Raw genomic sequence first — 22,286 nt, 5'->3', positions numbered from 1 at the left:
GCGCAGTGCGCCCGCGCGGCACCGGGCCGCCGGACCGTTTCGCCCCTCCGTGGACTGGCAGGCGCGGAACTGCGGCGGGCAACGTCACGCCGGCGTTATTCCGACTTGCCGGTCAGCTTGAGGTACTTCTGGTGGAGCTGGTCGTGGGTCTCTTCGTGGTCGGGATCCTTGGGGATGCAGTCGACCGGGCAGACCTCGACGCACTGCGGCTTGTCGAAGTGACCGATGCACTCGGTGCACAGCGCGGGGTCGATGACATAGATCTCGGGACCCTGCGAGATGGCGCCGTTGGGGCACTCGGGTTCGCATACATCGCAGTTGATGCATTCATGGGTGATGATTAATGACATGATCCTGCAACCTCATGACACTGGACAGCGGGGTGAACGGGACAGCTTAACGTATCTTTTTATACAGCGCAGCCATGATATCGGCGTGCACGAAGGCGGAGACGTCGCCGCCGAGGGAGGCGATCTCCTTGACCAGGCTGGACGAGATGAAGGCGTACTGCTCCGCCGGTATCAGGTACAGGGTCTCGATGCCCGGCGCCAGCTTGCGGTTCATGCCCGCCAGCTGGAATTCATACTCGAAGTCTGATACCACGCGCAGGCCGCGCAGGATGATCGACGCCTGGCGTTCGCGCGCGAATTCCACCAGCAGGCGGTCGAAACCGCATACCTCCACTCCGCCGAGCCCGGCGAGCGCGGCCTCGGCCATGGCGATGCGCTCCGCCAGGGTGAAGGTCGGCGCCTTGACCGGATTGGCGGCGACGGCCACGATCACGCGGTTGAACACGCGGGTGGCCCGCTCGACGAGATCGGTATGGCCGTGGGTGATGGGGTCGAAGGTACCCGGATAGATGGCGGTCTGCTGCATGATTCCCCTGCGGACTGGCGGCGGCTGATCGCAAGTGTAGCAGCAAATCCGCGCGGCGCGTGCGTCCTCAGCCGGCCTTGGCGTCGCGGCGCGCCATGCGATAGGCGACCTGCCCGGCGGATTTGTCGTGCAGCCGCCGCCAGTTGTCCGGCAACCCGGGGGGCGGGAGCCGATGGTCCGTTTCCAGGTAGACCCAGGCCGGGCTGGACAGCAGGCCGTAACGTTCCAGGCTCAGGCAGGCTTCCTTGATCACGTCGTCGCGGAAGGGGGGGTCGAGGAACACCACGTCGAACGGACCGCTCCTGCAGGCCGCGAGGTATTCCAGCGCATCGGACCAGACGATTTCCGCGTCCTGCGTCCCGAGCAATTCGGCGTTGGCCTGCAATTGCTGGATGACGCGCACGTCCTGATCGACGAAGACGACTCGATGCGCGCCGCGCGAGAGCGCCTCGAAGCCGAGCGCGCCGCTGCCCGCATAAAGATCGAGGCAGCGCGCGCCCGGGATGATGTCGCGCAGCCAGTTGAACAGGGTCTCGCGGATGCGGTCCGCGGTCGGGCGCACGCCCGCGGCGGCCGCGAATTCGATGCGCCGGCTGCGCCACCGGCCGCCGATGATGCGCAGCCGCCCGCTGCCGCCTGCGGCGGCGCCTGGTTTAGGGCGCGCTGGTGCCAACCGTCACCGTCACCATCCGGCCGGGATGCACGCGGCGCTGGAAGGCATCCCGGATCTGCTCGGCCGTGACGGCCTCGACGCGTTCATTGAAGCGGTCTAGATAATCGAGAGGCAGGTCATAGAAACCGATCATCGCGAGGTTGCCCGCGATCCCGCTGTTGCTGGCGATGCGCAGCGGAAAGCCGCCGGTGATGTTCCGCTTCGAGGCGGTGATTTCCGCGGCGGTGGGGCCGTCCTTGATGAAGCCGGCGAGCGTGCTGCCCAGGATATCCACGGCCTGCGCCGCCTGGTCCCCGCGTGTCTGCAGACCCAGGGTGTACGGGCCGGCGGCGCGCATCGGGCTGAAGTAGCTGTAGGCGCTGTAGGCGAGACCGCGCTTCTCGCGGATCTCCGTGCTGATGCGCGAAACCAGGCCGCTGCCTCCGAGCACATGGTTGCCGACGTACAGGGCATAGTAATCGGGGTCGTCGCGCGTCATACCGGCCGCACCAACCTGCACATGGGTCTGCGAAGACGGATATTCGACGTGCACCGTCACCGCTTCTTCGAGCGGAGTGACCGCGGGCAGCGGGGCGGCCCGGCTGCCCGCGGCGAGGCCGTCGGCGAGGCGCTGCGCGACGCGTTCGGCATCCTTGCGTTCCAGCGCGCCGACCAGGGAGATGACCGCGTTGCGCGCGACGTAGTATTCGCGATAGAAGTTCTCGATATCCTTGCGGTCGAGCGTCTGCAGAGATTCCGGCGTACCGAGCGGATCGGAGGCATAGGGGTGATCGCGGTAGATCGCCCGGAAGAACGCATTGTCCGCGATATCCTCCGGCGATTGCTCCTGCGACTGCAGCGCGACCAGCATGCGGTTGCGCTCGCGCTCGAGGGCGTCGGCGGGGAAGGTCGGAGAGCGCAGGATCAGGGCGAACAGGTCGAGCGCCGGATCCAGATACCTGTGGTCGCTCAGGCTGCGCAGGGTGAGGGAGCCCATGTCGCGCAGGGAGCTGGTGCCGAATTGCGCACCGAGATCCTCGAAACCCGCCGCGATGTCGTCGGCGTCGAGCTCACCGGCGCCGTCGTCGAGCAGGGTGTTGGCCAGCAGCGCCAGGCCCGGCCTGCCTCCGTCGCGCGCGCTGCCCGCGTCGAACACCAGCTGGATATCGACCATGGGCAGTTCCATCGCCTGAACGAAATAGACGCGCGCGCCGTTCGCGGTGTCCCACTGCTGTATCTGCGGGGCGGCGGCGGCGTTGTGCGTGAACGCGAAACATGTGGCCCACAGCGCGAGCGCCGCCAGACGGCGCGGCGCGGTGAGGGTGGGGGCGGAATTCTCGGCGTAGGCTGTCATGGCTGGCGTCACTCTGTTTGTTGTCCCGGGGACAGTCGGCCTCATCTCAGCGGATGTCATGGCCGCCGCCGTTTATGGCCGGTGCGGGGCGGGACGGATCGATGGGCAGCGGATCCAGTACCGCGACCGTCAGGCGGTCGGGGGTGAGGTACTTGCGCGCCACGGCCCGTATCTGTTCCGCCGTGACGGCCCGGATGCGATCGACATAGGCATCCGCCAGGCGCCAGTCGAGGCCGACGGTCTCGAGCATGCCGATCTGCATGGCCTGGTAGAAAACCGAGTCGCGCTGATATACGTCTGCGGCGATGACCTGGGTCTTGATGCGGTCGAGTTCCTCCGCGGTGACCGGTTCGTCGTGCAGGCGCTGCACCTCACGGCGCAGGGACTGTTCCAGTTCGGCGACGTCATGGCCCGGTGCGGGAGTGCCGTCCAGAATGAACAGGTCATCGAGGCGGGCATACAGGCTGTAGCCTGCCCCCGCGCTCGCAGCGATGCTCGCGTCCCGGATCAGCCGCGTCGGGATACGCGCGCTGTCGCCGCCGTCCAGCACGCCGGCCAGCACTTCAAGCGCGTAAGCCTCTTCCGGATCGTCCGCCGTGCGCAAGGCCGGGACCTTGTAGCCCATGACGACATAGGGCAGCTGGGCCGGAGCCTTTACCGTGACGCGGCGCTCACCGGTCTGTGTGATTTCCCGGCGCGGTTTCAGTGCGGGCACGTCGCCCGGCTTGAGCGCGCCGAAGTGTTTCCGCGCCAGCTTGTGCACCGCCGCGGGATCGACATCACCCACTACGACCAGGGTGGCATTGTTGGGCGCATACCAGGACCGGTACCAGCGCTTGAGGTCATCGACCTCCATTGCCTCGAGGTCGCTCATCCAGCCGATGACCGGGTGGTGGTACGGGCTGGTGACAAAGGCGGCGGCGCTGAACTGTTCATGGGTCATCGACTCGGGGTTGTCTTCCGTGCGCAGCCGGCGCTCTTCCTGCACCACCTTCAGTTCCTTGGTGAACTCTTCCGGCGGCAGGGTGAGGTTCCGCATGCGGTCGGCCTCCAGTTCGATGCTGATGGCGAGGCGGCTGCGCTCCAGCTGCTGGTAGTAGCTGGTGTAGTCGCGGCCGGTGAATGCGTTCTCGCGGCCGCCGTTCTCGCTCACGATGCGCGAGAACTCACCTCCCGGGTGTTTTTTCGTGCCTTTGAACATCATGTGCTCGAGGGCGTGAGAAATGCCGGTGATGCCGTCGTGCTCGTAACTGCTGCCGACCTTGTACCACACCTGCGACACGACGACGGGCGCACGGTGATCCTCCTTGACCAGCAGCTTCATGCCGTTGTCGAGCATGTACTCGTGAACCCCGGGCGCCGCATGCGCCATTGAGGCAACGAGCAGCGCGCAGGCGAGCAGGGCAATGGATACCGCATGACGGGCGGACGGCTTGGACCTGCGGCGGATTCGTTGCGCCAGATTCGATATGGTAGGATACCTGCCTGGATTCACGCTTCACTCCTGCCGGATTGGGATGTGGTTAAAATTCCCCGATTGTACACGAATTCAAACCCATGATTGGATCGGAAAATCCCGAGAAAGTTTCCGGCCGCGCGACAGGGTTTTTCGGCCGTCTCAAGGAGCGCCTGAGCCGCACGCGCAGCGGCATCGTCGAGGGTGTGGCCAATCTCGTACTCGGCCGCAAGAAGATCGATGCGGAACTGCTGGATGAGATCGAAACCGTGCTGTTGCGGGCGGACGTCGGGGTTGAGGCGACCGAGGCGATCGTCGCGGACCTCGCAGCGCGAATCTCGCGCAATCAGCTCGACGACGCGCCGGCGCTGTTCGCAGCGCTGCGCGAGGATCTTCAGGCCGTGCTCGCGCCTTGCGCCCGGCCGCTGACCGTGTCAGCCGCCGCGCCGGCTCCCTACGTAATCATGATGGTCGGCATCAACGGCGCGGGCAAGACCACAACCATCGGCAAGCTGGCCCGCCGGCTGCAGGATGAGGGGCGCAAGGTTATGCTCGCGGCCGGCGACACCTTCCGTGCCGCCGCTGTCGAGCAGCTCCAGGCCTGGGGCGAACGCAACGGGATACCCGTGATCGCGCAGGCGCGCAGCGCAGATCCGGCCTCCGTGGTGTTCGATGCGATGCAGGCAGCGCGGGCGCGCGGGATGGACGTCCTCATAGTCGATACTGCGGGGCGCCTGCATACGCAGGCCAACCTGATGGCGGAACTGGGCAAGATCAGGCGTGTCATCGCCAAGGCGGATCCGGCCGCACCCCACGAAACCATGCTCGTGGTTGATGCGGGCACCGGACAGAATGCCGTGACGCAGGCGCTGCAGTTTCACGGGGCCGTGGGCCTGACCGGCATTACGCTTACCAAGCTCGACGGCACCGCCAGGGGCGGGGTGATCTTCGCCATCGCCAAGAAGACGGGCATCCCCATCCGTTTCATCGGGGTGGGCGAGGGCATCGAGGACCTGCGCGTGTTCGATGCGGCGGAGTTCGTCAATGCCCTGTTCGAGGCCTGAGCGGAACCGGCGCCTATTCATGCAGGCGGCAAACTTTGCTAACCTGAGCGGCTGACATGCGGCGGTCCTGAGGGCTATGCTTCAGTTCATTAATGTGGGCAAGCGCTATCCCGGAGGCCAGGATGCCCTGAGCGGCATCAACTTCCATCTGCGCGTGCAGGAAATGGCGTTCCTGACCGGTCACTCCGGCGCCGGCAAGAGCACACTGCTCAAGCTGATCGCCCTGATCGAACGTCCGAGCTACGGCCAGATACTCTTCAGCGGCCGCAGTTACGCCGGCATCGGACGCCGCGGCATCCCGTACCTGCGCCGCGAAATCGGCATCATATTCCAGAACTTCAAGCTGCTCTACGACCGCACCGTGTTCGACAACGTCGCCCTGCCGCTGGTCATCGCGGGACACGAACACCGCGAGATCCAGCGCCGCGTTCGCGCCGCGCTCGACAAGGTCGGCCTGCTCGACAAGGAGCGGCGCTACCCGATCATGCTGTCGGGCGGCGAGCAGCAGCGCGTCGGCATCGCGCGTGCCGTGGTCAACAAACCTCCGCTGCTGCTGGCCGATGAACCGACCGGCAACCTTGACCCGCAGCTTTCCGAGGAAATCATGCACCTGTTCGAGGAGTTCAACCGGGTCGGTGTGACAGTGCTGATCGCCAGCCACGACCTCGATCTCATCTCAAGCATGGGTTACCGCATGCTGACCCTGGATGGCGGGCGCATGCAGGCGGACAGCGATCCGGTCGCCGCATGAGGCATAGCGGAGAAGAGGCGGACCTGTTTCCGCCGGGCGCGGCCGAGGCCCGCCCGGATGCGGCGGAAACCGCGCTGCAGCCGCCGTCCGGGCCGCCGCGTTCCCGTTCCGGGTCGCGCCGGCTGGGACTGCTGCGGCGCTGCAAGGCCTACGGCGAGCACCATCTGCAGTCCCTGCTGGACAGCCTGGGGCGGCTGGCGCGAAACCCGGTGGCGAGTGCGATGACGGTGGCGGTAATCGGTATCGCACTCGCCCTGCCCACGGGCCTGCACGTGGTCCTGAAAAATGTCCAGGCAGTCAGCGCCGACTGGGAGAACGCCGCGCAGATTTCCCTTTTTCTGCGCAAGAACCTGCGCGAGGATCGACTCCAGAAATTGATCGTAGAGCTGAAGGTGATGCCCGAGGTCGCGGTCGTGACCTATGTTTCGCCGGACGAGGCCCTGGAGGAATTTCAGCGCATGTCGGGTTTCGGCGAGGCAGTGGACGCCCTGCAGCAGAATCCGCTTCCGGGGGTGTTGATCGTGCAGCCCGGCCTTACGGCGAGCGCGCCGGCCACGGTCGAGGCCCTGCTCAACCGGCTCCGGAACCATCCCGATGTTGAATTCGCCCAGCTCGATATGGAATGGGTCAAGCGTCTCTATGCCATGATGGAGATCGCCAGGCGGGGTGTGGCGGTGCTGGCCAGCGTGCTGGCGCTGGCCGTACTCCTCATCGTCGGCAACACCATCCGGCTGGCGATCCAGAACCGGCGTGACGAGATCGAGGTGCAGAAGCTCATCGGCGCGACCGACGCCTTTATCCGCCGACCCTTCCTCTACAGCGGGTTCTGGCACGGCTTGCTGGGCGCGATGATTGCATGGCTGCTGGTCAATGTCTCACTGTGGGTCCTGAGCGCCCCCGTGGAGCGTCTCTCCGCACTGTACGACAGTCGCTTTGAGCTGGGCGGCCTCGGACTGGAGGCGACCTTCTACCTGATGCTGTTCGGGGTCTTGCTGGGCTTTATCGGGGCCTGGCTGGCGGTTGACCGCCATTTGCGTACCATTGAGCCGACGTGAGACAGGGTAATACCCCTGGTTTTGGACCTTAGAATCATAAGCCATTGATTATCAATGTAAGAAATAAGGAATACTATTCCTGTCCGGGAACTTTCCAGGCTTTCTGGCACTCATACTCTCTGAGTGCTAGTATTTTTAAAGACCTCGAGCGTCCATGGGAGGGTACACGTAATGTCGAAGGCTAATGAAATGGGACTGGTGTTGCACAGCGGCAGCCTGGAGGCCTATGTCCAGAGCGTCGGTGCGATACCCGTCCTGAGCGTCGAGGAGGAACGCCGCCTCGCCCTGCAGTACCGGCTGGAAAACGATCTGGGCGCCGCGCGGCAGCTGGTCATGTCGAACCTGCGCTTCGTCGTGCACATCGCCCGCGGTTACAGCGGTTATGGCCTGTCCCAATCGGACCTGGTACAGGAGGGCAACATCGGCCTCATGAAGGCGGTCAAGCGCTTCGATCCCGACATGAACGTGCGCCTGGTGTCTTACGCGGTGCACTGGATCCGTGCCGAGATCCACGAATTCATCCTGCGCAACTGGCGCATCGTCAAGGTGGCGACGACCAAGGCCCAGCGCAAGCTCTTCTTCAACCTGCGCAGCGCCAAGAAGCGCCTGGCGTGGTTCGGGCGCGAGGAGGTCAACGCCGTTGCCCAGGATCTCGGCGTGCGTCCCGAGGACGTGATCGAGATGGAGGCGCGCATCAGCGGCTACGACACCTCCTTCGATCCCTACGGCGACCGCGACGAGGAATCGGAGCGAAACCTGGCGCCGGCGGCGTATCTCACAGACACGCGCAACGACCCGACGGTACAGCTGGAACAGAGCGAATGGGAGTCGCACAACGAAGAACGCCTGCACCATGCCCTCGACGGGCTCGACGAGCGCAGCCGCGACATTCTGCAGCAGCGCTGGCTGGCTGACGACAAGATGACCCTGCAGGACCTGGCCGACAAGTACCAGGTCTCCGCCGAGCGCATCCGCCAGCTCGAGAAGAGCGCGATCAAAAAATTGCGCAGCAGCCTCGAAGCCTGATGGTTGATTCCAAGCAGTTCGACGCGGGCCCGGAATTTCCGGGCCCGCGTGTTTTCAGGGGACGGTTTCGCGCGTAAATTCCGGCAGCTGCGCAAGATCGATCTCACCCGCCAGCCGCTCCGCTTCGAATCCTGCAAGATGCGGAAATACCCCGAGCAACGGGGCGGACAGCCGCTCTTGCAGGCTGGCAATGTTCTCCTCCGCGCATTCGGTGGTCGCATCGACCCGGTTGGCGATCCAGCCGGCCAGCGTGTTCCCGCCGCGCTCGATGGCGGCGGCGGTCAGCAGGGCGTGGTTGAGACAGCCGAGACGGATGCCGACGACCAGGATGACCGGCAGTCCGAGGGCCCGCGCCAGGTCGTCGATCGTCTCCCGCGCGTTGAGCGGCACGCACCACCCGCCCACCCCTTCGACGATGACGAAATCGGCCTGCTCCCGCACGCGATTGACGGCATCCATGATGCGCTCAAGACATATATCCACTCCCGCATGCCGGGCCGCCAGATGGGGGGCGATCGGCCGGGGTAGTGCGTAGGGATTGATCTGTTCATAGGGTGGAGCGGGTTGCGAACCGTACTCCTGCAACAGGAGCGCATCGTCCGAGCGCGGTCCGCTCGCAGTCTGCGCGCAGCCGCTGGCCACCGGTTTCATGCCGAAGGTCGTATGGCCGTGCCGGCGCAGGGCAAAGACCAGCGCGGCTGCGCACCAGGTCTTGCCGACGCCGGTATCCGTGCCAGTGATGAAAAAGCCGCGGGTGCGCGTCATCGCGGCCGCTTCCGCACTAGCTGCGACAGCGGGACCGTCACGATCTTTCCGCCTTGTTGCGGGTGGTGCGGTGCGGATTCCGGCCCCGACCAGCAGTGACCGTAGACCACCTCGTAGGTTGCGGGAAGGCGGCCCTGGCTGCGAAAGCGTTCATACGCGGCGATGACCCGCGCGAGACGCCCGCGCCCGGTCAGGCCGCGCGGCCTCCCGAGGGTGCTGTTGTGCGCGCCGAGCGCCTTGAGGTCGCGCATCAATCCTGCGACGTCGGGATAGGTCAGGGTGAAGTCCTCGCGGTCCATCACCGGTTCGCTCAGGCCGACGCGCAGCAGTGCATCGCCGAGGTCGTGCATGTCGATGAAGCGGTTGACGTGGATACGGCCGTCGATGCCCGCCCAGCTCGCGCGCAGCTCGCGCAGGGTATCGGGCCCGAAGGTGGTGAACATCAGCAGGCCACCCGGGCGCAGTACGCGGCGGAACTCGGCCAGTGCGCCGTCGATGTCGTTGCACCACTGCAGCATCAGGTTGGAGACGACGAGGTCCGCGCTGGCGTCCGCGCACGGCATGCGTTCAGCGTCAGCGCATACGAAACCGCAGCGTCGCCGCAGTCGTCTGAGCAACCCGGCGCGGCGGCGTGCCAGCCGCAGCATGCGCGGCGAGAGGTCGAAAGATATCACGCGTGCTGCGCCGTAGCGCTGGCCCAGCGCCGCGCTCAACCGGCCGGTCCCGGCACCGATGTCGAGCACGACCTTGGGTGCGAGGCGTATCAGCTCGAGGCGCTCGAGCAGGCGGCGGCCGATCTCGTGCTGCAGCACGGCGACCTTGTCATAGTCCGGCGCCGAGCGGTCGAAGGCCGCGCGCACCTGCGCCTTGTCGACGTGGAAGCCCTCGCTGTCCGGGGAGCCGGAGTTATCCATCGAGCGCCGCCCGCGTGATGCGCAGAAAATCATCCGCATGCGACAGAAACGGCGCATGCGCCGCGCCCGGCAGGATCTGCAGCCGCGCCTGCGGCAGCCGTTCCTGCAAGGCCTGGGCGGCCGTCCACGGAATCAGGGTGTCGCGGCGGCCGTGGATCAGCGTGACGGGCTGGGTGATCCGGTCCAGCAGCGGCAGCAGCGAGGCCGCGCGCAGGATGCCGAGCCCGCCCTCGAGCGCGGCGGGATGCGGTGGCGGGGCGGCGGACAACAGGGTGCGCAGGCGGGCCAGCGTGCGACGCTCCTGTTCACTACCCATGACCTGCAGCGCAAGGAATTGCCGCACGGTGCCGGCCGGATCGGCGCGCAGACGCGTGGCAAATCCCTCCAGTACCTCCGGGGCGAGCCCATGTTCCCAGGCCGGACCCGCGACGAATTGCGGCGTCGCGGCGACGAGGATCAGCTGCCCGACGCGATCGGGATACTGGGCCGCGAGCTGCAGCGCCACCATGCCGCCCAGCGACCAGCCGATCACGCGGCAATGCGGCGGCAGGATAGCGGCGACCGCGGCGGCGAGTTCATGCAGTGTGTACGCGCGCGGCAACGGTGCGCTGCGACCGTGACCGGGCAGGTCGACGTTGATCACGTGATGGTCCGCGGCCAGGGCCTGCGCCGTATCCGACCAGACGCCGCCGTGCAGGCCCCAGCCGTGCAGCAGCGCGCACGCCATCCCCGTCCCCAGGGCATCCGTATGCACGGTCACGCCAGGATCTCCGCCAGGGCGTCGAGCAGGCGGTCGATCTGCTCTTCGGTATGGGAGGCGCTGAAGGTGATGCGCAGGCGCGCACTGCCGCGCGGCACCGTCGGCGGCCGGATCGCGCTGATCAGCAGGCCGCGCTGCTGCAGCGCGGCGCTGGCGGCGAGCGCGGCCGCCGATTCGCCGACGATGAGCGGTACGATGGGAGTCAGCGGGGAATCACCCACCGGAATCTGCACGGGGAGCCCGAGCTGGCGCGCTCCTTGATGGAAGCGTTGGATCAGGGCTGAGAGCTGCTCACGGCGCCAGCTTTCGGTCTGCGCCAATTGCACGGCGGCGGACGTGGCGCAGGCGATCGCGGGCGGCAGCGCGGTGGTGTAGATGTAGGTGCGCGCGAACTGGATCAGGGTCTCGATCAGTTCCTCGCCGCCGGCGACGAAGGCGCCGAAGGTGCCGAAGGCCTTGCCCAGCGTACCGACCAGGATGGGCGCCGCCTCGACGCCGAGCCCGTAGTGCGCGAGCGAACCCCGGCCGCCGGGGCCGATGACGCCGAGGCCATGGGCGTCGTCGACCATGAGCCAGGCATGCCGTTCGCGGGCGAGCGCTGCGAGGCGGTCGAGCGGGGCGAGGTCGCCGTCCATGCTGAAGACGCCATCGGTGACGACGAATCGCTGCCCGCGGTCGGTCGCACGCTGCAGCCAGGTTTGCAGTTGCGCGGCATCGTTATGGGGATAACGGCGCAGGCGCCCGCCGGCGAGCTGGGCGGCGTCGATCAGCGAGGCGTGACTCAGGCGGTCGGCGTAGATACGGTCGCCGCGCTGCGCGAGCGCACCCAGCACGCCGAGATTCGCCATGTAGCCGGTCGAGAACAGCAGCGCGCGCGGTCGCCCGGTGTAGGCCGCGAGCTGCGCTTCGAGTTCCTGGTGGGCGCGACTGTGTCCGCTGATCAGGTGCGAGGCGCCGCTGCCGGCGCCGTAGCGTTCCGCGCCGCGCGCCAGCGCCGCGATCACCGCCGGGTGATTGGCGAGGCCGAGATAGTCGTTGCTGCAGAAGGCGACGTACTGCCGCCCGTCGATCGATACCTGCGCGGCCTGCGGACCGTCGAGGACGGGGCGGGTGCGATACAGCCGGTCGAGCCGTCGCTGCTGCAGGCGGCTGCCGAGATCGATCATGCCGTCATGGCGTCGGGCGCAGACTGGCGGCGATGCTGGGTATCCTCGCGCGGGGCCAGCTGCAGGTCGCGCAGCATCTGGAGGTCGTCTTCCACCTGGCGGCCCTTGGTGGTCAGGTAGTCGCCGATCATGATACCGGAGGCACCGGCCATGAAGATCATGGACTGCAGGTCGCGCAGGAACTGGCGGCCGCCGGCGATGCGGATCTCCGCCCGCGGCAGCAGGTAGCGGAACACGGCGATGTTTTTCAGGATCTCCAGCGGCGTCAGCGGTTCGAGCTGGCCGAACGGCGTGCCTTCCTGCGGCGAGAGGAAGTTGAGCGGTACCGACTCGACGCCGAGTTCGCGCAGCGTCAGTGCCAGTTCGATGCGCTGGTCCAGGCTCTCGCCCATGCCGAGGATGCCGCCGGAGCACACGCGCAGGCCGGCGTTCACGGCGTTCCGCACGGTGTCGATGTTTTCCTGGTAGGTATGGGTGGTACAGACGCGGGCGAAGTGGCTCTCCGCGGTTTCCAGGTTGTGATGGTAATTCTCCAAGCCCATGGCCTTGAGTTCACGCGCGGTCTGCTCGTCCAGCACGCCGAGGCTGGCGCAGCGGCCGATGTCGCTCGCCCCCTGCATGGCGGTGAAATATTCCGCCAGTTGCCCGCGTTCCCGGGCGGAACGCACGCCCCATCCCTTGGACACGACGCCGAAGTCGCTGGCCCCCCATTCGCGGGCGCGTTGCGCTTGGGCGGTCAGTTGTTCGCTGGTGATGTAATCGTATTTCGGCGCGCTGGTGCGAAAGTGTCCGCTCTGGGCGCAGAAGCTGCAGTTCTCCGAACAGTTGCCCGAACGCACGTTGGAGATCGCGCAGATCTCGATGGCCTCGCCGCGGAACGTACGGCGGATGCGGTCGGCGCCGGCCATCAGCCAGGAGAGGTAGTCGTCCTCGAGCCGGATCAGCCAGCGGCCGTCGTCCGCGCCGGCCTCGCCGCCGTCGAGGATGCGTCGCGTGATCTCGTCGATGCGCTGATAGGTGGCTTCGTTCATCGTATGCCCTCTCAAAGATTCAGGTAATGCCGTCTGAAGTGTGTCCAGCATGCCGCTTGCCTCGGCCCCGGCGCAGTGCGAATATGCGAGCAGATTCACCGGCTGTCAACTCAGGGAGGAGTCTGATGGTTTACGGATGGATGCGGGCCGTCACCGGTTCCGGGCGGTCCCGGTGTGCGCTCTGCGGCCAGGGCTGCGGTGATCTCGGGCTGTGTCCGGGCTGTCTTGCGGACCTGCCGTATCAGGGTGCAGCCTGTACGCGCTGCGCGATACCGCTGTCGTCGGACGGGATTTGCGGCCACTGCCTGGAGGCGTCGCCACCGTATGAAGAGGCGGTGGCGATCTTCGACTACAGGGAGCCGGCCGGCGTCATGATCAGGCGCCTGAAATTTGACGGCCACCTGGCTTACGCGCGTACCCTGGGGAAAATCATGGCGATTGAGCTCGAGCGGCGCAGGATTCGTCTTCCACACGTGATCCTTCCGGTGCCACTCCATCCTCGCCGCCTGGCCGAGCGTGGATTCAATCAGGCGGTGGAACTTGCGCGACCGCTGGCGGCGCATTTCGGGATCCCGCTCGATCGCAGCAGTTGCCTGCGCACGCGTGCGACTGCGGAACAGACCGGTTTGAAGGCGGACGAGCGGCGCCGGAACGTCAGGCGGGCGTTCAGCGTGTCATCCGCACTGGCCGGCGCGGATGTTGCGCTGATCGACGACGTGATGACCACCGGCAGCACGCTTGAGGCGCTGGCGCTGGCATTGAGGCGCGCCGGTGCGCGGCGCGTGGCGGCGTGGGTCTGCGCGCGAGCGGCATCGATCCGCGGCTGATTCCGGAACACCCGGATGGTGGCCGCGCGCTTTGGAATGCGCCGCACCTTGTGATAAATTGCGCGCTTGTCGGGAAAATTCATGCGCTCGGGCAGAGGTTTACTCATCTCGAGGCGCAACACCAACCAAGGTCGACTTAATGAACGGAACAGCTTCATCCCTTATGCGCAGCGTGGTTGCCGCCGTGCTGCTGACCTGCGCCGCGGCCGTCCCGGCGCAGACGCTCGATCTCAACGTCAGTAATGACAGCGCGCAGTTCAGATACATCATTCTGGACCGCGACAGCAGCGGATTCGGCAGCAAGGAAGTCGACCTGGGATTGGTCTATACCACCGATGATGCTATCGTAGGGATGTTCGGGGCGCAGCTGGTGGCGGAGGCGGGCAGCCGTACGCCGGGCCTCGACGCCGGTCTCGGCCTGAAACTGTTCGGTGCCAACGCCGACGTGGACGGGCGGGACGACGTCAGCCTGTTCGCGCTGACGCTGGGCGGACAGCTCCGGTTCGTGCCTCCGCCGTGGCCGCGTATCGGAGTATCGCTGGAGGGATTCTTTTCGCCGGACGTGGTTACCTTCGGCGACGCAGACAAGTTCGCCTACCTGAGCTCCGCGCTGGAGTACCGCGTACTGCCCCAGGCCATGGTCTACCTGGGCTACCGCAAGATGCGCGCCGGGCTCGAGGAAGGGGGCAACGTGACGGTGGAGAGCGGCGGTCACCTCGGTTTCCAGCTCGAGTTCTGAGCTGTTGGATATTACTTCAGCAGGGTGGTCGGGGATGCGCGTCAATCCGCTGGGGGCGTCAGGTAACCTGCCGTCCGTTCCGGCGGGAGAGGCGCGCGGGCCCGCCGGCGGCGTGCACCCATATCATGAAGCAAATTCTGCCGGGAGGGTGCCCGTGGAGCGGGTGATCGAAGGCGAGTTGCTCGACAAGCGTTCCGGGGCGGTAGACACCGATGCGGCGCGGCGCTGGCTGCTCGGCAACGCGCAGCGCCAGGGCGCGGCCGGCGCCGGTGATCTGTACAGCTCGCGCGCGCATGCGGCCATCAGCCGCTATCTCGATACCGCCTTCATCAGCGCGGCGCGGACAGAAGCCCGCGCCGCGGTCGATCTCTACGCCTGATCCCGTCCTTCGCCTGGTTTCCACTGACGCGGTACCGTATGTTTGAGCATGCAGAGTCCGACGCCTCCGGGCGCGCGGCAGTTCATGTCGCCGTGGCCGTGATCTGCAATGCCGCGGGCGAGGTGCTGGTTACCTTGCGCCCGCCGCACGCGGACCAGGGCGACCGGTGGGAGTTCCCCGGCGGCAAGGTTGAACCCGGCGAGGACGTGCGCCGGGCCCTGGAGCGCGAGATCGAGGAGGAGGTGGGTCTTCACATAGAATCCGCCCGACCGCTCATTCGCCTGCGGCATGCTTATCCTTCCCGCTCCGTGCTGCTCGATGTGTGGCTGGTGACCGCGTATCGCGGGCAGGCCCGCGGGCGCGAAGGCCAGCGACTGGCCTGGCGGGCGCCGCGGTTACTGGATCCGGCGGACTTCCCGGCGGCCAATCCGCCGATCATTACGGCGCTGCGGCTGCCTTCCCTGTATCTGATCACGCCGGAACCGAAGCCGCCGTATACAGCCTTCCTCTCCCGGCTGGAGTGCCTGCTCGAAGCGGGCATCCGGCTGGTACAACTGCGCGCGAAGTCGCTGGGCAAGGATGAATACCGCCGGCTCGCCGGCGAGGTGGTCACGCTGTGCCGGGCGCGCGGGGCCGGGATCCTGCTCAACGCCGATCCTGATCTGTGCCATGCCGTGGACGCGGACGGTGTGCATTTGACTGGGGAGCGCCTGCAGAGTCTGTCCGGGCGCCCCCTGCCGGCGGGCCGTTGGGTCGCGGCCTCATGTCACGACCGGCGCCAGATCGACCACGCCGCGCGCATCGGGGCGGATTTCATCGCGGTGGCGCCGGTGCGTGCGACGCGGAGTCATCCGGATGCGACGCCGCTCGGCTGGGGTGGGTTGCGTGACCTGCTGGAGCCGGCCGTCGTGCCGGCGTATGCGCTGGGCGGGCTCGGCCCCGCCGATCTCCGCACGGCCTGGGAGGCGGGGGCGCAGGGGGTAGCCGCGATCAGCGCCTTGTGGGATGCGCCGGATCCCGCGGGCCTGATCCGGGCCGTCGACGCTCTGGGGTGAGCCGGGTCAGTTCGTCCGGGCGGGCGTCCCGGATTCGTTCTCCCCGTGATCGGGTGCGTTGTCCTTGCCGGCGATGCGGTATTCCTCGCTCGCCCATGCGCCGAGATCGATCAACCGACAGCGCTCGCTGCAGAAGGGCCGCTGCGGCCAGCGTGTCGACCATTCAATCTCCCGCTGGCAGTGTGGACAGCGCACCATCTTCATATCGCGCAGCAGTTCAGCGTGAAGGCGACATCCCGGTTGGTCTGGAACGGGCGGTCGAATCCGTTCATCTCCATGAAGCGTACGGTGAAACGGTGCTTGCCGCCGCTGATCTCGGCGAAGCAGTCGACATCGACGGGAAGGCTCACGCGGATGAGCTGATACGGCGTCCCGGTATCGAGGGACTGCTGATAGAATCCGCCGCTCGCCGTCTCCTGTTTGGTGGAGGCGCTTTCGCGCACGAGCCTGAGGACGAGATCGATGGCAGTGCGGAAGGTGTCGAAGGCTGACAGCCAGCGCCGCATCTGCGCATCCCGTTCCTCGGCCGCGTGTTTCAGCCAGTAGTGATAGACCGGCAGGTCGAAGTCGCAGGTGCCGCCCGGGATGCTGCTGCGCTGCTTGATCGCCGTGAGGAATTCGTTGTCCTTCAATTCCTGTCCCACCTGGCCCTGGTAGCTGTGCAGGCGGTCGACCAGGAGGTCGATCTTGTCCATGATCACATTGAGCTTCGTGGAGTCGACGTCCGGGTTCGCCTCCAGGCGGGAGAGGATGGCGGTCAGCCGTTCCAGTTCCTTGATGACCTCGGTCTTGAGGTCGGTGCGGCCGAAGACGTTGAGGATCTCGATCAGGTTGGTCAGGCTCGCGCGCGTGTCCCAGGGCGAGCGATGCTGCAGGCCGTGGTTCGCCTGCTGGAACAGGAATTCGAGTCGCAGAAAGGTCCGGATCCTCTCATTCAGGGGCTGTTCGTACGTGATGATGTTCATCGCTGCTGCTGTCAAGCGCTGCCTCGTGACGGATGCGCCCGTGCGCCGCGCGTTGCGCGGGCTTCGCGGTCGTAATCCGGCACATTGTCCATAACGGCGGGGTGGATGGCAAATCGACGTGCGCCCGCAGCGGTCAGCGCGGCGCAGCGTCGGACAGCGCGAGGTAATTCCGGTGCAGTGTCGCCACCGAGCGACGCAGCGCCTCCAGGCCGCCGTCGTTGGCGATGACGTCGTCGGCAGCCTGGAGGCGCTGCGCACGCGTCGCCTGTACCCGCAGGACTCCGTCGATTTCTTCCTCGGGCCAGCCGTCGCGCCGCGCAATGCGCTCGCGTTGCAGCTCGGGCGGACTGTCGACGACGAGCACGCGGTCGACCAGGTCGGTTTGCGCGGTTTCGATCATCAGCGGTATGGAGACGAGGCAATAGGGAGCATCCAGCCCCCGGATCCGGGTCGTGATCTCGGCGCGGATGCGAGGGTGCAGGATCGCCTCGAGCCGGCGGCGCTGTATGTCGTCGGTGAAGACCCGGTGACGCAGGCGATTGCGATCCAGGCCGCCGCGGCTGTCGAGGATGTCCGGTCCGAAACAGTCGACTATTTCGTCCAGCGCCTCCCCGCCGGATGCGACCAGTTCGCGCGCGATTTCGTCGGCGTCGATCAGCGGGACTCCGAGCGCCACGAAGCAGTCCGCGACGGTGGATTTGCCGCTGCCGATGCCGCCGGTCAGCCCGACGACCAGCATGGTGGGGGCGCCTCGCTCATGATCGGGATGATACGCCGAGGAACAGCGGGATGTCAGCACGTGGTGGCCCCTGGATGGGGACGGAAGACGGGGGCCTGGCTAAACTGCCAGCATGCCTTGTCTCAAGGCGGAAAGACCATCCAGCCCCAGTACGCGTCGAGTATATCGCGTCCCCACAGCAGGGTGATCCAGCCGGCCGTGGCAAGATAGGGGCCGAAGGGAATGGGTATATTGCGGTCGCGGCCGCGCAGCACCACCAGAGTGATACCGACGACTGCGCCGACCAGGGAGGAGAGCAGGACGATCGGCAGCAGATAGGTCCATCCCATCCAGGCCCCCAGCATGGCGAGCAGCTTGAAGTCGCCGTATCCCATGCCCTCCTTGCCGGTGAGCAGCTTGAACAGCCAGTACACGCCCCACAGGCTGAGATAGCCGGCAAGCGCGCCGATGACGGCGTCAGGGCTGTCGGCGAAAACCCCGAACAGGCTGAGGGCGAGGCCGAGCCACAGCAGCGGCAGCGTGATGCCGTCGGGCAGCAGCTGATGGTCGAAGTCGATCACGCTGAGGGCGATCAGCGCCCAGGTCAGGATCAGTGCCGCCGCGGTTTCCCAGGAAAACCCGAACTGCCAGGCGACGACCATGGAGAGGACGGCGGTCACAGCCTCGATCAGCGGGTAGCGCGCCGAGATGCTCGCCCCGCAGGAGGAGCACCGCCCCCGCAGTATCAGATAACTCAGGATCGGAATGTTTTCCAGCGCCGTGATGGCATGCCCGCAGTGCGGGCAGCGCGAGCGCGGTGTCGCGAGATTGAACGGTTCCGCCTCCTTTGAGGTGGGGGCGGCATGTGGTTGCTGCGCGTCCGTGAGATATTCCGCGCAGTGCGTGCGCCACTGGCGTTCCATCATTACCGGGAGGCGCAGGATGAGCACGTTGAGGAAACTGCCGATCATCAGGCTGAACAGGCCGACGACGGCAATGAGGGCGGGCGGGCTGTCCTTTAGTAGTGAAAGAAGATCCATCTCGGAATCGCACCGTCGGGGACGGGTTGCCGGTTGCGGGGACGGATTTCAGATCCGTCCCCTTGTCGGGCGCAGTTAAACCACCTGGCCCATCTTGAAGATCGGCAGATACATTGCCACGACCAGCCCGCCGATCACAACACCCAGGAATGCCATGATGATCGGTTCGAGCAGGCTGCTCAGGCCGTCAACGGCGTCGTCAACCTCCTGTTCATAGAAGTCCGCGACCTTGCTGAGCATGGCGTCGATCGAGCCGGCCTCTTCGCCGATCGCTACCATCTGTACCACCATGTTGGGGAACAGCTCGGTCTGTTTCATGCTCTGATTGAGCGGAGAACCGGTGGCAATCTCGTCGCGGATGCGCAGGATGGCCTCGCTGTAGACGATGTTGCCGGCGGCGCCGGAGACGGTCGCCATCGCCTCCACCAGCGGCACTCCGGCGGCAAACATGGTTGATAGTGTGCGGGCGAAGCGGGCGATGGCGGCCTTGGTCAACAGGTCGCCGAAAACGGGCACCTTGAGCATGAGTCGATCTAATATGTGCCTGAATTTGCGCGAGCGCTTCTTGGCCTCGAAGAAGGCATAGATACCGCCGCCGATGGCACCGAAGATCGCCCACCACCAGTTCTGGAACAGGATGGACAGATTGACCACGAACATGGTCATCGCCGGCAGATCGGCGCCGAAGCCGGAAAACATATCCTGGAACTGCGGGATCACGAACAGCAGCAGGATGGTGGTGACGATGAAGGCCACGACGATGACGGCGAGGGGGTAGAACATCGCCTTCTTGATCTTGCTCTTCATCGCCTCGGTCTTTTCCTTGTAGGTGGCGATCTTGTCGAGCAGATTCTCCAGGATGCCCGCCTGCTCGCCGGCGTTGACCAGATTGCAATAGAGGTCATCGAACTGGAACGGGTGTCTGCCGAGGGCGTCTGCCAGCGGGTTACCAGCTTCCACGTCGCCCTTGATGGCGAGGATCAGCTCAGCCATGGCGGGGTTCTCGTGGCCGCGGCCTATGATCTCGAAGGACTGCACCAGCGGCACGCCCGAGGACATCATGGTGGCCATCTGGCGGCTGAAGATCGCGATATCGCCCTGGGTGATCTTCTTCTTGCGCTTGCCGCCGAACAGCGACTGGGCCTTCTTTTTCACGCGGGTCGGGTTGATGCCCTGGCGCCTCAGCTCGGCCTTGGCCAGGGACAGGCTCGAACTGCGCGTCTCGCCGCGCACCCTGTTGCCGCTCTTGTTGGTGCCTTCCCACGCGAAGAGGGAGAGTTTCTGTGCCTTTTCCGCCATGTCTCTACTCCGTAATGACGCGGTGCAGTTCTTCAAGGCCCAGGATACCGGCCTTGACCTTTTTGAGTCCTGAGTGATGCAGGTCGGATATGCCTTCCTTCCGGGCCTGGTCCGCCAGATCGATCGAATTGCCGCCTTCCATGATGATCCTGCCCATGTCGCCCGAGATCGGCATGACCTGGTAGATGCCGACCCGCCCCTTGTAGCCGTCGTTGCACTGGTCGCAGCCGACCGCCCTGTAAATGGTGAAGCTGCCCAGCTCGTCCTCCGCGAAGCCTTCGTCCAGCAGGGCTTCCTTGGGCAGGTCCACGGGTTGTTTGCAGTGCGGGCACAGGCGCCGCCCGAGACGCTGCGCGATGATCAGCGAGACGGCGGAGGCGATGTTGAACGGCGCGATGCCCATGTTGACCATGCGCGTCAGGGTCTTCGGCGCGTCGTTGGTGTGCAGGGTGGACAGGACCAGGTGGCCGGTCTGCGCCGCCTTGATGGCAATGTCGCCGGTCTCCTTGTCGCGGATCTCGCCGACCATGATGACATCGGGATCCTGACGCAGGAAGGACTTGAGTGCGCTGGAGAAGGTCAGCCCCGCTTTGGGATTGACGTTGACCTGATTGACGCCCGGCAGGTTGATTTCCGCCGGGTCCTCCGCCGTCGAGATGTTGCGGTCTTCCGTGTTCAGGATATTGAGGCCGGTGTACAGCGACACGGTTTTACCACTGCCCGTGGGGCCGGTGACCAGGATCATGCCGTAGGGTTTTGCGAGCGCAGCGAGATAGAGCTGTTTCTGGTCGGGTTCGTAACCGAGGGCGTCGATGCCGAGCTTGGCGCTGCTCGGGTCCAGGATGCGCATCACGACCTTTTCCCCGAACAGCGTCGGGCAGGTGCTGACGCGGAAATCGATGGCGCGGTTCTTCGACAGCTTCATCTTCATGCGCCCGTCCTGCGGCACCCGGCGCTCGGAGATGTCGAGCTGGGACATCACCTTGATGCGGGCCGCGATCTTGGGCGCCAGCGTCTGCGGCGGCGCGGCGACCTCCTTCAGTATGCCGTCCATGCGGAAGCGCACGCGATAGGTCTTCTCATAGGGTTCGAAATGCAGGTCGGAGGCGCCCTTGTTGATGGCGTCGAGCAGCACCTTGTTGACGAAGCGCACGATCGGGGTGTCGTCGACCTCGAAGTCGCCATCGCCGGTGCCGGCGTTGTCCTCCTCTCCGGACGATATGTCTAGATCGTCCAGGTCGGAGTCCTGCAGTCCTCCCAGGGTGGTGTCGTGCGCCTCTACGAGCCGGGCGATGATCTGTCCGAGTTTTTTGTCCTCGACCAGGATCGGCTCGGTGGTGGCGCCGGCATGAAACTTTATTTCGTCCAGCGCCTGCAGGTTGGTCGGGTCGGACATGCCGACGAACAGGCGGTTGCCGCGCTTGAACAGTGGTAGCACATTGTGTTTGGTGATGAGCTTCTCGCTGACCAGCTTGAAGGCGCAGACGTCGAGGTCCATCGCGTCGAGGTCGAACAGCGGGATGCCGAATTCGCGCGAGGCGGCGGAGGCAATGGCGCGGCTGTCCAGGACGTTATTGTCGACCAGGTGGCGGACCAGCGGTACCTTGCTGCCGGCGGCCTCCTCAAACGCCAAGGCGGCCTTCTCGGCGGACAGAAGGTTTTCCTCGACCAGCCGGCGCGCGAGACCGCTCAACTGGACGGAGGTGTGACTGGCCGGCATGCTCATTATCTACAGATCCCTTAAGTCCTTTTCCTGACAGCTAAAGTATCGGCCTGTATCTCGATGGTTTTAGGACGAATATCACTTCGTGATCTCTGTCACATGGCCTGCTCTGGCGACTATGGATGAAAAAAACGAGGCACCCTGTAGGGTGCCTCGTAATTAATGCTTGAAATGTATTTGTTATTAACGGCAATTACTCGGGCGGTACTTGTCAACCAAGGTTCCACCTGTGCAATCCCACGTGATGGCGTCGGTCGGGATGGTGCCGGCTGCAAGGGCGGCGCCACCAGCACTTGGAGTCATGAGGAGAGTGCCATTGCCACCAGCGGCCGTATAGGTGATCGTGATCACACCCGTCGCGGCAGTGACGGCAACAGAAGTTACGCTATTAGTCGCGGACGGAGCAGTCCAACCAGCATCCAAGGTAGCCGCGCCAGAAGCAGCGTTCTCGGCTACTGTGGCTTTCGCCGCAGCCGCCAGGTTCAGACCTTCGGTAACGCGCGCACGAACGGTGTAATCCTGATACGCCGGGATTGCGACCGCGGCCAGGATGCCGATGATCGCGACGACGATCATCAGTTCGATCAGGGTAAAGCCTTTTTGCATCTTCTTCATTGGGAATCTCTCCTAAAGATTGGGATCGGTGTCTCGTGCCACTGAAAACTATTTAT

General features: G+C 65.4%; 25 protein-coding genes. 8 read left to right on the top strand and 17 right to left on the bottom strand.

What is annotated here, in order from left to right; translation table 11 throughout:
- Window positions 1–95: 95 nt before the first annotated feature.
- From IPK65_01850 to IPK65_01830, 5 genes are all read right to left on the bottom strand, one after another.
- On the bottom strand, window positions 96–350 hold the full coding sequence (locus tag IPK65_01850) for a YfhL family 4Fe-4S dicluster ferredoxin (GenBank protein MBK8161922.1): 255 nt from the start codon (window positions 348–350) through the stop codon (window positions 96–98).
- A 46-nt stretch (window positions 351–396) separates the two neighbouring features.
- Complete coding sequence (gene coaD, locus IPK65_01845) at window positions 397–876, bottom strand: pantetheine-phosphate adenylyltransferase (GenBank protein MBK8161921.1); 480 nt, start codon at window positions 874–876, stop codon at window positions 397–399.
- A 67-nt stretch (window positions 877–943) separates the two neighbouring features.
- On the bottom strand, window positions 944–1,549 hold the full coding sequence (rsmD, locus tag IPK65_01840; protein ID MBK8161920.1) for a 16S rRNA (guanine(966)-N(2))-methyltransferase RsmD: 606 nt from the start codon (window positions 1,547–1,549) through the stop codon (window positions 944–946).
- Window positions 1,530–2,882, bottom strand: a complete 1,353-nt coding sequence (locus IPK65_01835) for an insulinase family protein (GenBank protein MBK8161919.1) — start codon at window positions 2,880–2,882, stop codon at window positions 1,530–1,532. Before IPK65_01835 ends, rsmD begins: the two co-directional genes overlap by 20 nt.
- 46 nt (window positions 2,883–2,928) lie before the next feature.
- Window positions 2,929–4,254, bottom strand: coding sequence for an insulinase family protein (locus IPK65_01830; GenBank protein ID MBK8161918.1), 1,326 nt, complete (start codon window positions 4,252–4,254; stop codon window positions 2,929–2,931).
- A 185-nt stretch (window positions 4,255–4,439) separates the two neighbouring features.
- Between IPK65_01830 and ftsY the strand changes: the two genes are divergently transcribed.
- The 4 genes from ftsY (at window position 4,440) to rpoH (ending at window position 8,234) form a co-directional block, all read left to right on the top strand.
- On the top strand, window positions 4,440–5,402 hold the full coding sequence (ftsY, locus tag IPK65_01825) for a signal recognition particle-docking protein FtsY (protein ID MBK8161917.1): 963 nt from the start codon (window positions 4,440–4,442) through the stop codon (window positions 5,400–5,402).
- A gap of 76 nt (window positions 5,403–5,478) precedes the next feature.
- On the top strand, window positions 5,479–6,153 hold the full coding sequence (ftsE, locus tag IPK65_01820) for a cell division ATP-binding protein FtsE (protein MBK8161916.1): 675 nt from the start codon (window positions 5,479–5,481) through the stop codon (window positions 6,151–6,153).
- Window positions 6,150–7,208 carry a cell division protein FtsX gene (gene ftsX / locus IPK65_01815; protein ID MBK8161915.1) on the top strand — a complete coding sequence of 353 codons (1,059 nt, stop codon included), beginning with the start codon at window positions 6,150–6,152 and terminating at the stop codon, window positions 7,206–7,208. Before ftsE ends, ftsX begins: the two co-directional genes overlap by 4 nt.
- A gap of 171 nt (window positions 7,209–7,379) precedes the next feature.
- The gene (rpoH, locus tag IPK65_01810; GenBank protein ID MBK8161914.1) at window positions 7,380–8,234 is read left to right on the top strand and encodes an RNA polymerase sigma factor RpoH; all 855 of its coding nucleotides are present in this window, start codon (window positions 7,380–7,382) and stop codon (window positions 8,232–8,234) included.
- Window positions 8,235–8,288: 54 nt separating this feature from the next.
- On the opposite strand, the gene bioD is transcribed toward rpoH, so the two are convergent.
- The 5 genes from bioD to bioB are packed head-to-tail and all read right to left on the bottom strand — an operon-like array spanning window position 8,289 to window position 12,870.
- Entirely contained in the window at window positions 8,289–8,999 is a 711-nt protein-coding gene (gene bioD / locus IPK65_01805; protein MBK8161913.1) for a dethiobiotin synthase, read from the bottom strand.
- A complete protein-coding gene (bioC, locus tag IPK65_01800) occupies window positions 8,996–9,913 on the bottom strand; it encodes a malonyl-ACP O-methyltransferase BioC (protein ID MBK8161912.1) in 918 nt (305 codons plus the stop codon). The genes bioD and bioC overlap by 4 nt, the downstream gene beginning before the upstream one ends.
- Window positions 9,906–10,673 (bottom strand): pimeloyl-ACP methyl ester esterase BioH, encoded by a 768-nt coding sequence (gene bioH, locus IPK65_01795; GenBank protein ID MBK8161911.1) that lies wholly within the window; start codon window positions 10,671–10,673, stop codon window positions 9,906–9,908. Before bioH ends, bioC begins: the two co-directional genes overlap by 8 nt.
- Window positions 10,670–11,839 (bottom strand): 8-amino-7-oxononanoate synthase, encoded by a 1,170-nt coding sequence (gene bioF / locus IPK65_01790; protein ID MBK8161910.1) that lies wholly within the window; start codon window positions 11,837–11,839, stop codon window positions 10,670–10,672. Before bioF ends, bioH begins: the two co-directional genes overlap by 4 nt.
- Window positions 11,836–12,870, bottom strand: a complete 1,035-nt coding sequence (gene bioB / locus IPK65_01785; GenBank protein ID MBK8161909.1) for a biotin synthase BioB — start codon at window positions 12,868–12,870, stop codon at window positions 11,836–11,838. The genes bioF and bioB overlap by 4 nt, the downstream gene beginning before the upstream one ends.
- A gap of 125 nt (window positions 12,871–12,995) precedes the next feature.
- On the opposite strand from bioB, the gene IPK65_01780 reads away from it, so the two are divergent.
- The 4 genes from IPK65_01780 (at window position 12,996) to IPK65_01765 (ending at window position 15,870) form a co-directional block, all read left to right on the top strand.
- Window positions 12,996–13,697, top strand: coding sequence for a ComF family protein (locus IPK65_01780; GenBank protein ID MBK8161908.1), 702 nt, complete (start codon window positions 12,996–12,998; stop codon window positions 13,695–13,697).
- 139 nt (window positions 13,698–13,836) lie between these two features.
- A complete protein-coding gene (locus tag IPK65_01775; GenBank protein MBK8161907.1) occupies window positions 13,837–14,436 on the top strand; it encodes a hypothetical protein in 600 nt (199 codons plus the stop codon).
- A 154-nt stretch (window positions 14,437–14,590) separates the two neighbouring features.
- Entirely contained in the window at window positions 14,591–14,815 is a 225-nt protein-coding gene (locus IPK65_01770; protein MBK8161906.1) for a hypothetical protein, read from the top strand.
- Window positions 14,816–14,853: 38 nt separating this feature from the next.
- On the top strand, window positions 14,854–15,870 hold the full coding sequence (locus tag IPK65_01765) for a Nudix family hydrolase (GenBank protein ID MBK8161905.1): 1,017 nt from the start codon (window positions 14,854–14,856) through the stop codon (window positions 15,868–15,870).
- Between the two features lie 6 nt (window positions 15,871–15,876).
- On the opposite strand, the gene IPK65_01760 is transcribed toward IPK65_01765, so the two are convergent.
- The 7 genes from IPK65_01760 to IPK65_01730 all read right to left on the bottom strand — a co-directional run bounded on the left by IPK65_01760 (window position 15,877) and on the right by IPK65_01730 (window position 22,230).
- The gene (locus IPK65_01760; GenBank protein ID MBK8161904.1) at window positions 15,877–16,074 is read right to left on the bottom strand and encodes a DNA gyrase inhibitor YacG; all 198 of its coding nucleotides are present in this window, start codon (window positions 16,072–16,074) and stop codon (window positions 15,877–15,879) included.
- Window positions 16,071–16,835 (bottom strand): cell division protein ZapD, encoded by a 765-nt coding sequence (gene zapD / locus IPK65_01755; GenBank protein MBK8161903.1) that lies wholly within the window; start codon window positions 16,833–16,835, stop codon window positions 16,071–16,073. Before zapD ends, IPK65_01760 begins: the two co-directional genes overlap by 4 nt.
- Before the next feature lie 133 nt (window positions 16,836–16,968).
- Window positions 16,969–17,574: a dephospho-CoA kinase gene (locus IPK65_01750; GenBank protein ID MBK8161902.1), complete on the bottom strand. Its 606-nt coding sequence runs from the start codon at window positions 17,572–17,574 to the stop codon at window positions 16,969–16,971.
- A 122-nt stretch (window positions 17,575–17,696) separates the two neighbouring features.
- Complete coding sequence (locus tag IPK65_01745) at window positions 17,697–18,593, bottom strand: prepilin peptidase (GenBank protein ID MBK8161901.1); 897 nt, start codon at window positions 18,591–18,593, stop codon at window positions 17,697–17,699.
- A 75-nt stretch (window positions 18,594–18,668) separates the two neighbouring features.
- The gene (locus IPK65_01740) at window positions 18,669–19,892 is read right to left on the bottom strand and encodes a type II secretion system F family protein (protein MBK8161900.1); all 1,224 of its coding nucleotides are present in this window, start codon (window positions 19,890–19,892) and stop codon (window positions 18,669–18,671) included.
- A gap of 4 nt (window positions 19,893–19,896) precedes the next feature.
- Window positions 19,897–21,612, bottom strand: a complete 1,716-nt coding sequence (gene pilB / locus IPK65_01735) for a type IV-A pilus assembly ATPase PilB (protein ID MBK8161899.1) — start codon at window positions 21,610–21,612, stop codon at window positions 19,897–19,899.
- 186 nt (window positions 21,613–21,798) lie between these two features.
- Entirely contained in the window at window positions 21,799–22,230 is a 432-nt protein-coding gene (locus tag IPK65_01730; GenBank protein MBK8161898.1) for a pilin, read from the bottom strand.
- Window positions 22,231–22,286 lie beyond the last annotated feature (56 nt).

Source organism: Gammaproteobacteria bacterium (assembly GCA_016712635.1).
Classification (GTDB): Bacteria; Pseudomonadota; Gammaproteobacteria; order SZUA-140; family SZUA-140; genus JADJWH01.
This window is presented reverse-complemented; position numbering and strand designations above follow the sequence as displayed.

Excerpts from the sequence above, each read along its gene's own strand:
- IPK65_01750 (MBK8161902.1), bottom strand. The coding sequence starts at position 17,574 with ATGCTGGTCGTCGGGCTGACCGGCGGCATCGGCAGCGGCAAATCCACC.
- pilB (MBK8161899.1), bottom strand. The coding sequence starts at position 21,612 with ATGCCGGCCAGTCACACCTCCGTCCAGTTGAGCGGTCTCGCGCGCCGG.
- coaD (MBK8161921.1), bottom strand. The coding sequence starts at position 876 with ATGCAGCAGACCGCCATCTATCCGGGTACCTTCGACCCCATCACCCAC.
- IPK65_01730 (MBK8161898.1), bottom strand. The coding sequence starts at position 22,230 with ATGAAGAAGATGCAAAAAGGCTTTACCCTGATCGAACTGATGATCGTC.
- IPK65_01760 (MBK8161904.1), bottom strand. The coding sequence starts at position 16,074 with ATGAAGATGGTGCGCTGTCCACACTGCCAGCGGGAGATTGAATGGTCG.
- IPK65_01830 (MBK8161918.1), bottom strand. The coding sequence starts at position 4,254 with ATGGCGCATGCGGCGCCCGGGGTTCACGAGTACATGCTCGACAACGGC.
- bioC (MBK8161912.1), bottom strand. The coding sequence starts at position 9,913 with ATGGATAACTCCGGCTCCCCGGACAGCGAGGGCTTCCACGTCGACAAG.
- IPK65_01780 (MBK8161908.1), top strand. The coding sequence starts at position 12,996 with ATGGTTTACGGATGGATGCGGGCCGTCACCGGTTCCGGGCGGTCCCGG.
- IPK65_01850 (MBK8161922.1), bottom strand. The coding sequence starts at position 350 with ATGTCATTAATCATCACCCATGAATGCATCAACTGCGATGTATGCGAA.
- rpoH (MBK8161914.1), top strand. The coding sequence starts at position 7,380 with ATGTCGAAGGCTAATGAAATGGGACTGGTGTTGCACAGCGGCAGCCTG.
- zapD (MBK8161903.1), bottom strand. The coding sequence starts at position 16,835 with ATGAACATCATCACGTACGAACAGCCCCTGAATGAGAGGATCCGGACC.
- IPK65_01835 (MBK8161919.1), bottom strand. The coding sequence starts at position 2,882 with ATGACAGCCTACGCCGAGAATTCCGCCCCCACCCTCACCGCGCCGCGC.
- bioB (MBK8161909.1), bottom strand. The coding sequence starts at position 12,870 with ATGAACGAAGCCACCTATCAGCGCATCGACGAGATCACGCGACGCATC.
- bioD (MBK8161913.1), bottom strand. The coding sequence starts at position 8,999 with ATGACGCGCACCCGCGGCTTTTTCATCACTGGCACGGATACCGGCGTC.
- IPK65_01765 (MBK8161905.1), top strand. The coding sequence starts at position 14,854 with ATGTTTGAGCATGCAGAGTCCGACGCCTCCGGGCGCGCGGCAGTTCAT.
- IPK65_01775 (MBK8161907.1), top strand. The coding sequence starts at position 13,837 with ATGAACGGAACAGCTTCATCCCTTATGCGCAGCGTGGTTGCCGCCGTG.
- ftsE (MBK8161916.1), top strand. The coding sequence starts at position 5,479 with ATGCTTCAGTTCATTAATGTGGGCAAGCGCTATCCCGGAGGCCAGGAT.
- ftsX (MBK8161915.1), top strand. The coding sequence starts at position 6,150 with ATGAGGCATAGCGGAGAAGAGGCGGACCTGTTTCCGCCGGGCGCGGCC.
- IPK65_01740 (MBK8161900.1), bottom strand. The coding sequence starts at position 19,892 with ATGGCGGAAAAGGCACAGAAACTCTCCCTCTTCGCGTGGGAAGGCACC.
- IPK65_01745 (MBK8161901.1), bottom strand. The coding sequence starts at position 18,593 with ATGGATCTTCTTTCACTACTAAAGGACAGCCCGCCCGCCCTCATTGCC.
- ftsY (MBK8161917.1), top strand. The coding sequence starts at position 4,440 with ATGATTGGATCGGAAAATCCCGAGAAAGTTTCCGGCCGCGCGACAGGG.
- bioF (MBK8161910.1), bottom strand. The coding sequence starts at position 11,839 with ATGATCGATCTCGGCAGCCGCCTGCAGCAGCGACGGCTCGACCGGCTG.